The following is a 14,031-nucleotide window of genomic DNA, read 5'->3' as shown; positions in this document are numbered from 1 at the left end:
TAGGCCGCCGTCCCCTGCCCGCCGTCCCCTGCCCGCCGTTCAGCCCGGCCCGCCCGGCCGCCGACGAGGTCCCGGCGGGGGGAGGCGGCCTGCCCCTCCTCCCCCCGGGACCCCTTCCCCGGGGCTCATCCCCAGCGGTCGCCCCAGCCCCACAGGTTCGGCCCCAGCTGCGGCTCGTCGAGCCCGAAGCGGCCGCGGTAGAAGACCAGCGGGCGTCCCTCACCGGTCGTCTCCAACTCCAGGACGTGGCCGAAGACCACGTCGTGGTCTCCGGCCACGTGCACGTCGTACACCTCGGCGTGGATCCGTACGAGCACGCCCCGCAGCGCGGGGATCCCCCAGCGGGACACGTCCCACTCGAGCCCGTCGAACTTCTTGCCCTTGCTGGAACCGAACCGGTTGCAGACGTCGACCTGGTGCTCGGCCAGCACGTTCACGCAGAAGAGGCCCGACTTCCTGATCCGCGGCCAGGTGCGGCCGCCGCGGTCGGCGCAGAACAGCACCAGTGGCGGCTCCAGGGAGACCGAGGCGAACGACTGGCAGGCGAAACCCACGGGCTCGCCGTCGTCGGTGCCGGTCACCACGGTCACCCCGCTGGCGAACATCCCCATCGCCCGCCGGAACTCCAGTGGCGTGGGCGGAGCCACCTCCGCGGACTCATCGACCGCCACATCGATAGGGCCTGCCGTCAGCGCGGACTCGGTGGACTCGACTGCCATGCGTTCACCTCGCGTTGCCATCGCACCCGCCGCCGTGGCGGATCTCCTGTCTCGAACCTACAAAGCGCCCCGCGACGTGCCGGAGGGCGGATCCCGTTGAGTGGAAGGCTTTCCGGGAGCCGGGCATTCCCGTCGCACCACCACAGGCCGCCCAGACGGGGGAGGGCGGCGACATCCCGCTCATCGGGATCCTCGCTATGGCGGCACGCCACCGTTGGTTACGTTCCCCGAAGCTGACATTTCTCTGACTGGGACGGAAGATGACCACCGAGTTGACCTACGAGTCGACGTCGCGTGAACTCGCGACGGATCAGGGCGTGCTGCGCTACCACGAGGCCGGGGAAGGCCCGCCGCTGCTGCTCCTGCACGGCTCTGGGCCCGGCGTCACCGGCTGGCGCAACTTCCGCGGCAACCTCGCCACGTTCGCCGAGCACTTCCGCTGTCTCGTCCTGGAGTTCCCCGGGTTCGGGGTCAGCGACCCGACCCCCGAGCACCCGATGGTCGCCGCGAGATCGGCGGTGATCCGCTTCCTCGACGGCCTCGGCCTGCGGCAGGTCGACGTGATCGGCAACTCCATGGGCGGGTTCGTGGGCACCGACGTGGCGATCGCCCATCCCGACCGGGTGCGCCGGCTGGTCACGATCGGCGGCATGGGCAGGAACATCTTCAGCCCCGCCCCAGGTGAGGGCGTCAAGCTGCTGACGGAGTTCACCGACGACCCCACCCGAGAGCGGCTCGTCCGGTGGCTCCACTCCATGGTTTACAACCCGGCGATGGTGACCGAGGAACTGATCGAGGAGCGCTGGGCCCTGGCGACCGAGCCCGAGACGCTGGCCGCGGCCAAGCGCATGTACGGCTCGGCCGCGTTCGCCGCCAACATGGCCGCCCAGGCGGCCTCCGCCACCCCGCCGTCATGGGCGATGCTGCACAAGCTGAAGGCCAGGACGCTGCTCACGTGGGGCCGCGACGACCGGGTCAGCCCCGTCGACATGGCGCTGCTGCCCATGCGCATGATCCCCGACGTCGAGGTGCACATCTTCCCCAACTGCGGGCACTGGGTGATGATCGAGCAGAAGGCGGCCTGGGAGAGCGCCGTGTTGGCCTTCCTCACCAGGAAGGACGGCGAGTGAGCGCGCACTGGGACGAGGAGTTCGACCTCGTCGTGGTCGGCAGCGGCGGCGGCGGCATGACGGCCGCGCTGGCCGCGTACGACAGCGGGCTGTCGGTCATCGTCGTCGAGAAGGGCTCGATGTACGGCGGCAGCACCGGGATCTCCGGCGGGGGGATCTGGATCCCCAACAACCCGACCCTGCGGGCCAAGGGGCACGACGACAGCCGCGAGTCCGTCCGCCGCTACCTCGAACTGATCACCGAGGGGCGGGTCCCGCCGGCCCGGCTGGAGGCGTACGTCGACAACGGCCCGGCGGCGATGGAACTGCTCGGCAAGAGCAAGTGGATGCGCTTCTTCTGGGTGAAGGGCTACGCCGACTACCACCCCGAACTGGAGGGCGGCCGTCCGCTCGGCCGGACCATCGAGGCGCTGCCGTTCGACACCCGCAACCTGCGGGAGGACGAGCGGTTCCAGCGTCCCAACAGCATGAAAGGCCCCCTCGGCCTGTGGATCACCGCCAAGGACTACCACGACCTGGCCATGGTGAAGCGCACCTGGCGCGGCCGCTGGGCCTCGGTCGTCGCGGCCTGGCGGGTGTCGTCCAACGTGATCCGCCGGCGGCACATGGCCACCGGCGGGCGGGCGCTGGTCGCCCGGCTGCGGATGGCGATGAAGGACGCCGGGATCCCGCTGTGGCTGAAGACGCCGATGACCGGCCTGGTCACCGGCGAGAGCGGCGCCGTCGCCGGCATCACCGCCGAGCGCGACGGCACGCCCGTCCGCATCCGCGGCAGGTACGGCGTGCTGCTGGCCACCGGCGGATTCGACCACAACCAGCAGATGCGTGAGAAGTACCTGCCGGAGAGCGGCCGGGCCGACTTCGGCATGGGCGCCAGGGAGAACACCGGCGACGGCATCCTGGCCGGCGAGCGGGTCGGCGCGGCACTGGACCTGATGGACGACGCCTGGTGGATGCCGGCCGTGCAGCACCCGGCGGGGGCGACGATCCCGCTGGTGTCGGAGCGCTCCATCCCGCCGTCGGTCATCGTCTCGGCCGAGGGCAGGAGGTTCACCAACGAGTCGGCGCCGTACGTGAACTTCGTCCACGACCAGCTCGAGGGCGGGCACGTGCCCGCGTGGTTCGTGATGGACGCCAAGGCCCGCTCCCGCTACCCGTTCGCCCAGATCCTGCCCGGGGCGCCGATCCCGAAGGCGTTCTACGACAAGGGCCTGGCCTTCCGGGCCGACACGATCGCCGAACTGGCCGCCAAGATCGGTGTGCCCGCCGGCGCGCTGACCGAGACCATCGAGCGCTTCAACGGGTTCGCCCGGACCGGCGAGGACAGCGACTTCGGCCGCGGCGACAGCGCCTACGACCGCTACTACGGCGACCCCACGCTGAAGAACCCGACCATGGACCTGATCGACAAGGCGCCGTTCTACGCCTTCCGGATCGAAGCCGGCGACCTCGGCACCAAGGGCGGGCTGGTCTGCGACGAGCACAGCCGGGTGCTGCGCGCCGACGGCTCGGTGATCGAGGGCCTGTACGCCACGGGCAACGTCTCGGCCTCGGTGATGGGCAACGAGTACGCCGGGGCGGGCGCCACGATCGGTCCCTCGATCGTCTTCGGGTACATCGCCGCCCGGCACGCGGCGGCGGTGCGATCGGGCGCGGGTGTGGCCTGAGATGTCGCCGCACTTGAAGGTCCGGGTCGTCGAGGTCGTCAAGGAGACCCCGGACGCCCACTCCCTCGTGCTCGAACCCGCCGACGGGGACCACGCCAGGTTCGGCTACAAGCCCGGACAGTTCCTGACCATCCGGGTGCCGACCACCCGCCCCGAGGGCGCGGCCCGCTGCTACTCGCTCAGCAGTTCACCCGTCTGCGGTGAGAAGCTCAAGGTGACGGTCAAGCGGACCAGGGACGGCTACGGCTCGAACTGGATCTGCGACAACGTCACCGAGGGCGACGTGCTGGAGGTGCTGCGTCCCTCCGGGACGTTCACCCCCGCCTCGCTCGACGAGGACCTGCTGCTGTTCGCGGCGGGCAGCGGCGTCACGCCGGTCATGTCGATCCTCAAGTCCTGCCTGCGCGCCGGGAAGGGGAGCGTCACCCTCGTCTACGCCAACCGGGACGAGAACTCGGTCATCTTCCGCGATGAGCTGATCGCGCTGGCCGGCGAGCACGGTGAGCGGCTGACCGTCGTCCACTGGCTGGAGTCGGTGCAGGGCCTGCCCACCGCGGCCGCGCTGGCCGCCCTGGCCAGGCCGTACGCGGCACGTGAGGCGTTCGTCTGCGGTCCCGGGCCGTTCATGGACCTGGTCTCCGAGGCGCTGAGCGGCCTGGGGGTTCCCGACCGGCGGATCAGGGTCGAGCGGTTCGAGTCGCTGACCGGCGACCCGTTCGCCGACTCCGACGTGGTCATCGACTCCGCCGGGCCCACGGCCACGGTCGAGGTCACGCTCGACGGCGAGACCCGCACCCTGGACTGGCCCAAGGGCAACACGCTGCTCGACGTGATGCTGGCCGCCGGGATGGACGCTCCGTACTCCTGCCGTGAGGGGTCGTGCAGCGCCTGCGCCTGCGTCCTGCTCGACGGCGAGGTCACGCTGGAGCGCAACACGATCCTCGACGCGCAGGACCTCGCCGAGGGCCTCATCCTCGGCTGCCAGGCCATCCCGGTCACCGACCAAATCAAGATCAGCTATGACGACTGAGACCACACAGGAGGACGGGATGCTTGAGGAGGCGCTGCGCGCGGAAGCGGCGGAGCGGCTGTGGGCGGCCGAGCGCGACCGGGCGCCGATCGAGCCGCTGACCGAGTCCTTCCCCGGCATCGACGTCGTCGACGCCTACGAGATCCAGCTCATCAACATCCGCCGCCGCCTGGCCGAGGGGGCCGGGGTGTACGGGCACAAGGTGGGGCTGTCCTCACCGGTGATGCAGAAGATGATGGGCGTCGACGAGCCCGACTACGGCCACCTGCTCGACACGATGGTGCTGTCGGAGGACGAGCCCGTCCAGACCGGCCGGTACTGCTACCCCCGCATCGAGGTCGAGATCGGCTACGTGCTCGGGTCGAGCCTGCCCGGCGAGGGGTGCACCGAGGAGGACGTGCTGGCCGCCACGGAGTACATCGTGGCGAGCCTGGAGCTCATCGACAGCCGCATCAGGGACTGGAAGATCGGCCTGGCCGACACGATCGCCGACAACGCGTCCTCGGCCGGCGTGCTGCTGGGCGCAGCCCGGCGCACCCCGGCCGAGCTGCGGGCCGCCGGCGTGGACATCGCCGACATCGAGGCCGTGCTCTACAACGGCGATGCCGAGGTGACGCGGGGCAACACCAGTGCGGTCCTGGGCGATCCGACCACCGCCGTCGCCTGGCTGGCCAGGAAGGTCGCCTCCTTCGGGGTCAAGCTCGAGGCGGGCCACGTCATCCTCCCCGGGTCCTGCACCCGAGCCGTCGACGTGCGCCCCGGCGACACCTTCCGCGCCGAGTTCGCCGGGCTCGGCTCCGTGACCGCTCGATTCGAATGAGGGTGAGATCAGTGACATCTGGACGGACCAGGGCGAGTGCCGCGATCGTCGGCTCGGGGAACATCGGGACCGACCTGATGTACAAGCTGCTGCGGTCGGAGGTGATCGAGCCGCGCTGGATGATCGGCGTGGATCCCGAAAGCCCGGGCCTGAAGCGGGCCAGGGACAACGGCCTGATCGCCTCGGCCGACGGCGTGGACTGGCTACTCGCCCAGGACGAGCGTCCCGACATCGTCTTCGAGGCGACCTCGGCGTACGTCCACCGGGAGAACGCGCCCAGGTACAAGGAGCTCGGCATCCAGGCCGTGGACCTGACCCCGGCCGCGATCGGCCCGGCTGTGGTGCCGGCGGTGAACCTCGGCGCGCACCTGGACGCGCCCAACGTCAGCCTGATCACCTGCGGCGGCCAGGCCACGATCCCGATGGTGTACGCGGTCTCCCGGGTGACCGAGGTGGCGTACGCGGAGATCGTCGCCAGCGTCGCGTCCCCGTCGGCCGGTCCCGGCACCCGCGCCAACATCGACGAGTTCACCAAGACGACAGCCCGTGGCATCGAGACGATCGGCGGCGCCCGGCGGGGCAAGGCCATCATCATCCTCAACCCGGCCGAGCCGCCGATGCTCATGCAGGACACGATCTTCTGTTCGATCCCCGTCGACGCCGACCGGGAGGCCATCGCGACCTCGATCAAGGAGGTCGCCGCCGAGGTCGCCTCCTACGTGCCCGGCTACCGGCTGCGCACCGAGCCGCAGTTCGACGACCCGACGGCGGTCAGCGGCGGGCTCGCCCGCGTCGCGGTGTTCGTCGAGGTCGAGGGCGCCGGCGACTTCCTGCCGCCCTACTCGGGCAACCTCGACATCATGACGGCCGCCGCCACCAAGGTCGGCGAGGGCTTCGCGCAGCGCATCCACTCGTAAGGAGATCGACCCATGCCCTACAGCGCCGACCTCGACATCCGCATCACGGACTCGTGCCTGCGGGACGGCTCGCACGCCAAGCAGCACCAGTTCACCGTCGAGCACGTCAGGTCCATCGTCGCCGCGCTCGATGACGCGGGCGTGCCGGTCATCGAGGTGACGCACGGCGACGGCCTCGGCGGTTCGTCGTTCAACTACGGCTTCAGCCACACTCCGGAGCAGGAGCTGATCAAGGCCGCGGTGGCCACGGCCAAGCGCGCCAAGATCGCCTTCTTGATGCTGCCCGGTGTCGGTGTCAAGGACGACATCCGCGAGGCCGCCGACAACGGTGCGAGCATCTGCCGGATCGCCACGCACTGCACCGAGGCCGACGTCTCCATCCAGCACTTCGGCCTGGCCCGGGAGCTCGGCCTGGAGACCGTCGGGTTCCTGATGATGTCGCACAGCCAGCCGCCGGAGGTGCTGGCCGAGCAGGCGCGGATCATGGCGGACGCCGGGTGCCAGTGCGTGTACGTCGTCGACTCGGCGGGCGCGTTGATCATGGAGCAGACCAGCGACCGGATCGCCGCCCTCGTGGCGGAGCTCGGCTCCGACGCCCAGGTCGGCTTCCACGGCCACGAGAACGTCGGGCTCGGGGTCGCCAACTCGATCCTCGCCGTGCGGGCCGGTGCCCAGCAGATCGACGGTTCGGTGCGGAGGTTCGGCGCGGGCGCGGGTAACACGCCGCTGGAGGCGTTCGCCGCCGTCACCGAGAAGCTCGGCATCCGCACCGGCATCGACACCCTCAAGATCATTGACGCCGCCGAGGACGTGGTGCGCCCGATCATGGACGGCGAGTGCCTGCTCGACCGGATGACGCTGACCATGGGCTACGCGGGCGTCTACTCCAGCTTCCTCAAGCACGCCGATCGTCAGGCCAAGAAGTACGGCGTGTCCGGCGCCGAGATCCTCATCGAGGCCGGGCGCCGCAAGCTGATCGGCGGACAGGAAGACCAGCTCATCGAGATCGCGGTCGCCCTCGCGGCGAAGAAGTGAGACAAACTATGACAAATCCGGTTCTGGAAGCGGTCACCCAGCGGGCCGAGGAGATCGCCGCCCTCGGCCCCTCCAATGAGGCGCTGGGCCGGCTGGACGACCAGGCGGCCAAGGTGCTGCGCGAGACGGGCGTCATCCGGATGCTGCAGCCGAAGACCCACGGCGGCCTCGAGGTGCACCCCCGAGAGTTCGCCGAGACCGTGATGAAGATCGCCAGCCTGGACGGTTCGACCGGCTGGGTGGCCGGTGTCGTCGGCGTGCACCCGTGGGAGATGGCGTTCGCCGACCCCAAGGTGCAGCAGGAGGTCTGGGGGGAGAACCAGGACACCTGGATGGCCTCGCCGTACGCGCCGATGGGCATCGCCCGGCCGGTCGAGGGCGGCTACATCTTCAACGGCCGCTGGCAGTTCTCCTCCGGGACCGACCACTGCGACTGGATCTTCCTCGGCGGCATCCTCGGCGACGCCGAAGGCAATCGGACCCAGCCGCCGCAGCAGCTGCACCTGATCCTGCCGCGCTCCGACTACGAGATCGTCAAGGACTCCTGGAACGTTGTCGGACTGCGCGGGACCGGCAGCAAGGACATCATCGTCAAGGACGCGTTCGTCCCCGACTACCGGGTCATCCCGGTCGCGAAGGTGTTCGACGGCAGTGCCGTCAGGGAGGCGGGGCTGACCAACCCGACCTACCTCCTGCCGTTCTCCGTCGCCTTCCCGCTCGGCATCACCGCGTCGGTGATCGGCATCGCCGAGGGCGCGCTCGCTCACCACATGGCCTACCAGAAGGGCCGCGTTCAGATCACCGGCACCAAGATCAAGGACGATCCGTACGTGCTCTACGCGATCAGCGAGGCGGCGGCGGAGATCGCGGCGGCGCGCGCGGCGCTGCTCGACAACGTCTCGCGCATGTACGACGCCGTCGTCGCGGGCCGTGAGATCACCTTCGACGACCGCGCGGTGGGCCGGCGCACCCAGGTCCAGGCGGCCTGGCGGGCGGTGCGCGCGGTCGACGAGATCGTGGCGAGGTCGGGTGGCAACGCCATGCGCGTGGACAACCCCATCCAGCGCTTCTGGCGGGACGCCCACGTGGGCCTGACCCACGCCATCCACGTGCCGGGCGCGGTCTTCCATGTCTCGGCGCTGACCCAGCTCGGCATCGAGCCGCCCCAGGGCCCGATGCGTTCGATGATCTGAGAACCCGGACGATCTGAGGACCCGGACGATCTGAGAACCACAACCGCGACCACAACGGAAAAGGCCCCGCCGGCGCGCGTCTCTCCCTCCAGCGCGCCGGCGGGGCCTTTTGATTGCCCGGCCTTTCCTGCCCGGGTTTTTCAGGCCCGGGCTGTTCGAGGTCGGCTCAGAGCACCGCGCCCGATCCCTCGCGGACACGGGGCGCGCGCCGCTTGGTGCTCGGCGACGGCGGCGGCTGCTTGCTGAACCTCTCCAGCTCGATGGCCGCCGGCCCGGCGAAGAACGCCGACGACAGCGTGCCCACGAGGATGCCGATGAGCAGGGCGATCGCGAAGTCCTGCAGGGAGGACCCGCCGAACAGCGCCAGCGCCCCCACGACGATCATCGTGCTGCCGCCGGTGTTCACCGTGCGCGGCACGGTCTGCAGCACCGCGGAGTTCACGACCTGGGCGAACGGCGCCTTGCGGTTCGCCGGCCACAGCTCACGGACCCGGTCGAAGACGATGACCTTGTCGTTCACCGAGTAGCCGACGATGGTGAGCAGCGCGGCCAGGAAGACCCCGTCGATGGGTTTGCCCAGCCAGGCGAACGTGCCGACGACGGCGGCGGTGTCCACGAACAGCGCGAGCACGGCGGCCGCGCCGAACGTCCACCTGAATCGGATCGCCAGGTAGACGAGCTGCGCCGCCAGCGCGAGGCCGAGCGCGATGAGCGCGTTCCTGCGCAGTTCCTCACCCAGGCTGGGCCCGATCAGTTCGTCGCGCTGCTTGGTGACGTCACCGACCTTCTTGCCGAGCGCCTCCTCGATGGCGGCCACCTCGTCGGCGCTGATCTGCCCGGTCCGCACGGAGACCGCGTTGTCGGTCATCTGCACGACGGCCGAGGGGAACCCGGCGTCCGACACGGCCTGCCTGGCCACGCCGGCATCGACGGTCTTGCTGGTGGCGAACTCCATGATCCGGCCGCCGGTGAACTCCACACCGAAGTTCAGCCCACGGGCGAACAGTCCCACGAACATCACCACGATCAGCGCCCCGGAGACGGCGAGCCAGAGCCGCCCACGCGACATGAGGTCCAGTTTCCGCCGGTTCATCCAGGACCTGACCCGGCCGATCGAACCGAGGCCGGACACCTTCGGGTTGATCCTGCCGATCAGGAAGTGGGTGAACACCCGGGTGATCACCATCGCCGAGAACATCGAGGCGATCACACCGATGCCCAGCGTCACGCCGAAGCCCTTGACCGGCCCCGACGCCAGCCAGAACAGCAGGCCGGCGGCGAGCAGGGTGGTGACGTTGGAGTCGGCGATCGCGCTCCAGGCGTGCTTGAATCCACGGTCCAGCGACGCCTTCAGACCGCGCTGACGCGATTCGCTGTACTCCTCCCTGGCCCGTTCGAAGACCAGCACGTTGGCGTCGACCGCCATGCCGATCGCGAGAACGAAACCGGCCAGGCCGGGCAGCGTGAGCGTGGCACCCATGGCCACCAGTCCCGCGTAGGCGATCAGGGCGTAGCAGCCGAGGGCGAGCGCGGCCAGCACGCCCACCAGACGGTAGATGACACCGATGAAGATCGCGGTGAGGAGCACGCCCAGGAGGCCCGCCTTGGCGCTGGCCTCGATGGCGTCGGCGCCGAGGGTCGGGCCGACCGTGCGCTGCTCGACCAGCTCCAGCGGCACCGGCAGCGAACCGCCCTTGATCAGCACCGCCAGGTTCTGCGCCTCCTCGGCGGTGAACGACCCGGTGATCTGCGTGGTGCCGCCGGAGATGCCGGCCTTGCAGCCGATCGACTCGTCCACCTGCGGTGAGGAGATGACCTCGTTGTCGAGCACGATGGCGACCCGGCGCTTGGGATCGCCGACCGGCTCGCAGGCCGCGTTGCCGGTCAGCTCCCGCCAGGGGCCCGCCTCCTTGAAGTCGATGGTGACGAACCAGCCGGGACCCATCTGGGGGTCGCTGCGCGCGGCGGCGTCCGTGACGCCGGCGCCGCTGATCGCCACCGGGCCGAGCTTCAGCTTCTGGCCGCTCTCGTCCGCGACGGCGTCTTTGTCGTCGGCCTCGGCGACGCCGAGCACGGAGTGGAAGTTGAGCTGCGCGGTCTTGCCGATGACGTTGGCGGCCTCGCGCGGGTCGAGCACGCCGGGCAGCTCGACGATGATCCGCTTCTCGCCGGAGCGGACCAGGGTGGGATCGACGACTCCGAGGGCGTCCGCGCGGCGCCGGAGTACGTCGAGAGCACGGTCGGTGGACTCCGAGTCCGCCTTGACCGTGGGTGTGTCTTTCGTCTCGAAGACGAGTTGGGTGCCGCCGCGCAGGTCCAGACCGAGGCGCGGGGCCATGGTCAGGGCCAGCAGCAGCGAGGACGCGATGACGGCGAGCGCCGCCAGCGCGCGCCACAAGGGCGCACGTGACATTCGAGCCTCCACAGGCTTGTCGTTATGGGAAACGTGTCACTGCTCTGTGGAGGGCGGCGCTCTGGCCGGGACGGTCGACGTGTTCGCGGGCACGGGCACGTCGCGGCCCGCCGAGGGGTTCTCGCCCGCGATGAGGAGAGAGCGGTGCGGCATGGCCACCGGAAGCACGGCCAGCCCACCCGGCGTGGCGTGCGCGCCGGAGCGCAAATGGAGCCGGGGCACCCGGTGCTGCTGCTGAGCCACCCCGGGCCGGGGCAGGCGCCACTGCTCGGCAGTGGCGTGGTCGTCGACCCATTGCAACGCGGTATAGGCGGTGCCGGCCCGGTGGGCCGCCGACTGTGCGTCCGCCGGGGAAGCACCTGCCGCCAGGAAGAACGCGGGCAGCAGAAGGAGCAACGCGGTGGTCAGTCTGCTCCGCATCGTCCCTCCTCTCCCGTTTAACACGTCACCGTATCCGCTAACCCTGTTGGGTGAACGCCACCAGGATCGGGAATGGGATAACGATGGTGCTCTTTTTCGCAGGCTGGGTTATGGTCGGCATCATGGCGACCTCGCGGCGGAGCAGACCCGGGTTCACCGCCTTTTCGGTGGCGGTGGGCCTGCTCGTGCTCGCCCTGATGCTCATCGCATCGTCGCCGGCCTGGTACGGCAGCGACCCTGCCCAGCGCACGATGGGAGCGGCCGCCGGGGTCTGGACGCCCGGGGCGTGGATGGCCCCGTCGTCGACGGCGCCGGCCACCGCGGTCGCCTCCGAGCAACCACCGGCCTTCTGGCGGCTCCGTCACCCGGCGACCTCCGGGGCGGCGAACCAGCCGTCATTCCGCATGCCCGCCTGGCCCGATCCGGGCGCGATAGGCAGCCCACAGCAGACGGCACATCGCACCGCGGGTTCGCGAAGTCCTCCAGCCATCTGATCACTCGTTCTCACACCCGACACGTGGCGCATCGCGCCGGTCGGGCGTTTACGCGTACCGACCGGATTTCCGCGCGCGCCCGACCAGTTCCCCCGGGGAGCCGGCCGGAGCAGCGCGCGCCGCGTTCGTTGATTTGGAGTGATGCCATCATGGCAGAGATCGGATCGGCTCGCCGCCTGATGGAGGATTATCAGCGGCACATCGTACAGCTCGCGGAGCTCCGCGTGCTGCTGGAGGAGCGGCTCGGCGCGGCCGACGCCGGACTCGACGACATCGCCGAGATAGAGGCGGCCATCGAGAGGATGGACCGCGGGTTGTACGGCACCTGCCGACGGTGCGAGGCGTTCATCCCGGTAGTCCAGCTCCGGCTCGCCCCGCACAAGCAGGAGTGCGCGGCCTGCCGGGAGCGCATGCGGATGAGCGCATGACAGCCGTCGCCCGGCCCGCCGGCCGGGCGATCTGACGACAACCGCAGGCCGCGGATCAACTGACCACTGATATCCCGCTCCGGCCCGGCTCGCATGCCCGCCGGTGCGATCAGGCCTGCCCATGCGGGCCATCACCTGACTCGACGACCACGCATCGGGACCTTCCCGTGCCTCCCCACCGAAAGGATTTCGATCATGACCACAAGTGACGAGTTCACCGGGATCAGCGACGTGCAGATTCGGCTCATCCGCGAGGAGCTGGAAGAGCAGCTCTCCCGGCGCAACACCCAGTTGCGCGACCTCAGGTCAGTAGTGGACGGCGGTGGGGGCGAGGCCGTGGCGCGCCTGGACGCGCTCGCCGACATCGCGTCCACCGAGCGGGCGATCGCGGAGGTCAGCAAGAGCCTCGCGCGGATGGACGACGGTTCGTACGGCACGTGCGCAGACTGCGCCAAGGAGATCCCGTTCAACCGGCTGAAGATCCGGCCGCTCACCCGTTACTGCATCAACTGCCAGCGGCGTCACGAGACTCGCTGAGGACCCGCGAGAAACGGCGGTCCCGCCGTCCACCGGGGCCGCCGTTCTCAACCGCTCACCCGCAACCGCGACCTCGCCGCCCCGCCAGGGCGGAGCGCAAACACGGTCGCACGCCCGATGCCCTGGCTCGCCCCGGTCGCCATTGCGCGTGGTTTATCCCGTTTTATGGCCTCTTTCGCGGGCCCATCGTCCAGGGCTCCCGTGAAGGGAAAAGCGCGAATTCTCACTGAGCGGGAAGCGCGGTACGACCCTCTCGCCTGTCTGCCACTTTTGAAGCAAAACCGCGACCTCAACGGGCAGATTGGTGGACAAGTGACGCAGATCCGGGGACTTGGATATCTCAAGGTCCAGACGCGTGACATCGGACGATGGCGTGATCTCGTGATCGACGGACTCGGCTTCGCCGAGGGGTCCGGGCCAGACCCGGCAGGCCTGTACCTGCGCATGGACGAGCGCCGCGCGCGGCTGGCATTGCTGCCCGGGGACTGCGATCGGGTGCTCGCCGTCGGCTGGGAGGTTCGCGACCAGTTCGCGCTGGCCGCGGTCGGCCGCGCCGTGGAGGCGTCCGGCACGCCGGTGAAAGTGCTCTCCGATGAGGAGGCCGCCGAGCGGGACGCCGAGCAGGTGATCACGTTCACCGATCCGGCGGGCATCCCCGTGGAGGTCTACTTCGGTCCCGTGCTCGACCACAGCCCGGTCATCACCGGGAGGGGCCAGCGGTTCGTGACCGGTGCGCAGGGGATGGGCCACGTCGTGGTCCCCACCACCGCGATGGAGGAGACCGTCTCCTTCTACACCGAGGTGCTCGGTTTCCTGCCGCGCGGCGCCATCAAGATGGGCGGCGGCAGGCCGCCGTACCGGCGGGTGCGCTTCTTGGGAGTCAACCAGCGCCACCACAGCCTCGCCATCTGCCCGGCCGGGTTCGCCGGGGACCCGGGCCTGGTGCACCTGATGGTCGAGGTCGACACCCTCGACGCGGTCGGCATGGCGCTCGACCGGGTGCGGGAGCTCGGCTTCTCCATCTCCTCGACCCTGGGCCGGCACACCAACGACAAGATGGTCTCCTTCTACGTCCGCGCCCCCGGTGGCTGGGACATCGAGTACGGCACCGAGGGCATGCTCGTCGACGAGACGCACTACACGGCCGAGGAGATCACCGCGGACAGCTACTGGGGCCACGACTGGTCCGGGTCCGAGCCGCTGGCCACGTTCGTTCCGAAGGCATGAG

14 protein-coding genes are annotated in these 14,031 nt (G+C 69.9%); 11 read left to right on the top strand and 3 right to left on the bottom strand.

The features are described from left to right. Positions 1-125 precede the first annotated feature (125 nt). Positions 126-719 carry a flavin reductase family protein gene (locus ACFHYQ_RS07445; RefSeq protein ID WP_394300343.1) on the bottom strand — a complete coding sequence of 198 codons (594 nt, stop codon included), beginning with the start codon at positions 717-719 and terminating at the stop codon, positions 126-128. A 260-nt stretch (positions 720-979) separates the two neighbouring features. Between ACFHYQ_RS07445 and ACFHYQ_RS07440 the strand changes: the two genes are divergently transcribed. The 7 genes from ACFHYQ_RS07440 to ACFHYQ_RS07410 are packed head-to-tail and all read left to right on the top strand — an operon-like array spanning position 980 to position 8,511. Further along, positions 980-1,849: an alpha/beta fold hydrolase gene (locus tag ACFHYQ_RS07440; RefSeq protein ID WP_394300342.1), complete on the top strand. Its 870-nt coding sequence runs from the start codon at positions 980-982 to the stop codon at positions 1,847-1,849. After that, the gene (locus ACFHYQ_RS07435; RefSeq protein WP_394300341.1) at positions 1,846-3,516 is read left to right on the top strand and encodes an FAD-binding protein; all 1,671 of its coding nucleotides are present in this window, start codon (positions 1,846-1,848) and stop codon (positions 3,514-3,516) included. Before ACFHYQ_RS07440 ends, ACFHYQ_RS07435 begins: the two co-directional genes overlap by 4 nt. Position 3,517: 1 nt before the next feature. After that, a complete protein-coding gene (locus ACFHYQ_RS07430; protein WP_394300340.1) occupies positions 3,518-4,546 on the top strand; it encodes a 2Fe-2S iron-sulfur cluster-binding protein in 1,029 nt (342 codons plus the stop codon). Further along, positions 4,536-5,366, top strand: a complete 831-nt coding sequence (locus tag ACFHYQ_RS07425) for a 2-keto-4-pentenoate hydratase (protein ID WP_394300339.1) — start codon at positions 4,536-4,538, stop codon at positions 5,364-5,366. Before ACFHYQ_RS07430 ends, ACFHYQ_RS07425 begins: the two co-directional genes overlap by 11 nt. An 11-nt stretch (positions 5,367-5,377) precedes the next feature. After that, the gene (locus tag ACFHYQ_RS07420) at positions 5,378-6,283 is read left to right on the top strand and encodes an acetaldehyde dehydrogenase (acetylating) (protein ID WP_275408975.1); all 906 of its coding nucleotides are present in this window, start codon (positions 5,378-5,380) and stop codon (positions 6,281-6,283) included. 12 nt (positions 6,284-6,295) lie between these two features. Continuing rightward, positions 6,296-7,318 (top strand): 4-hydroxy-2-oxovalerate aldolase, encoded by a 1,023-nt coding sequence (dmpG, locus tag ACFHYQ_RS07415; protein WP_394300338.1) that lies wholly within the window; start codon positions 6,296-6,298, stop codon positions 7,316-7,318. An 8-nt stretch (positions 7,319-7,326) separates the two neighbouring features. Further along, positions 7,327-8,511, top strand: coding sequence for an acyl-CoA dehydrogenase family protein (locus tag ACFHYQ_RS07410; RefSeq protein ID WP_394300337.1), 1,185 nt, complete (start codon positions 7,327-7,329; stop codon positions 8,509-8,511). Between the two features lie 166 nt (positions 8,512-8,677). On the opposite strand, the gene secD is transcribed toward ACFHYQ_RS07410, so the two are convergent. Continuing rightward, positions 8,678-10,924 (bottom strand): protein translocase subunit SecD, encoded by a 2,247-nt coding sequence (secD, locus tag ACFHYQ_RS07405; protein ID WP_394300336.1) that lies wholly within the window; start codon positions 10,922-10,924, stop codon positions 8,678-8,680. A 36-nt stretch (positions 10,925-10,960) separates the two neighbouring features. After that, on the bottom strand, positions 10,961-11,344 hold the full coding sequence (locus ACFHYQ_RS07400) for a hypothetical protein (RefSeq protein ID WP_394300335.1): 384 nt from the start codon (positions 11,342-11,344) through the stop codon (positions 10,961-10,963). A 122-nt stretch (positions 11,345-11,466) separates the two neighbouring features. On the opposite strand from ACFHYQ_RS07400, the gene ACFHYQ_RS07395 reads away from it, so the two are divergent. The 4 genes from ACFHYQ_RS07395 (at position 11,467) to ACFHYQ_RS07380 (ending at position 14,030) form a co-directional block, all read left to right on the top strand. Further along, positions 11,467-11,838 carry a hypothetical protein gene (locus ACFHYQ_RS07395; protein WP_394300334.1) on the top strand — a complete coding sequence of 124 codons (372 nt, stop codon included), beginning with the start codon at positions 11,467-11,469 and terminating at the stop codon, positions 11,836-11,838. Between the two features lie 149 nt (positions 11,839-11,987). Then, a complete protein-coding gene (locus tag ACFHYQ_RS07390; protein ID WP_394300333.1) occupies positions 11,988-12,266 on the top strand; it encodes a hypothetical protein in 279 nt (92 codons plus the stop codon). 195 nt (positions 12,267-12,461) lie between these two features. Then, positions 12,462-12,803, top strand: a complete 342-nt coding sequence (locus ACFHYQ_RS07385; RefSeq protein WP_394300332.1) for a TraR/DksA family transcriptional regulator — start codon at positions 12,462-12,464, stop codon at positions 12,801-12,803. Positions 12,804-13,115: 312 nt separating this feature from the next. Further along, the gene (locus tag ACFHYQ_RS07380; RefSeq protein ID WP_394300331.1) at positions 13,116-14,030 is read left to right on the top strand and encodes a VOC family protein; all 915 of its coding nucleotides are present in this window, start codon (positions 13,116-13,118) and stop codon (positions 14,028-14,030) included. The last annotated feature ends 1 nt before the right edge of the window (position 14,031 follow it).

It is taken from the genome of Sphaerimonospora cavernae, from assembly GCF_042435035.1.
Taxonomy (GTDB): domain Bacteria; phylum Actinomycetota; class Actinomycetes; order Streptosporangiales; family Streptosporangiaceae; genus Sphaerimonospora; species Sphaerimonospora cavernae.
The sequence above is the reverse complement of the archived record's forward strand: the minus strand, read 5'-3'. Positions and strand labels throughout refer to the sequence as shown.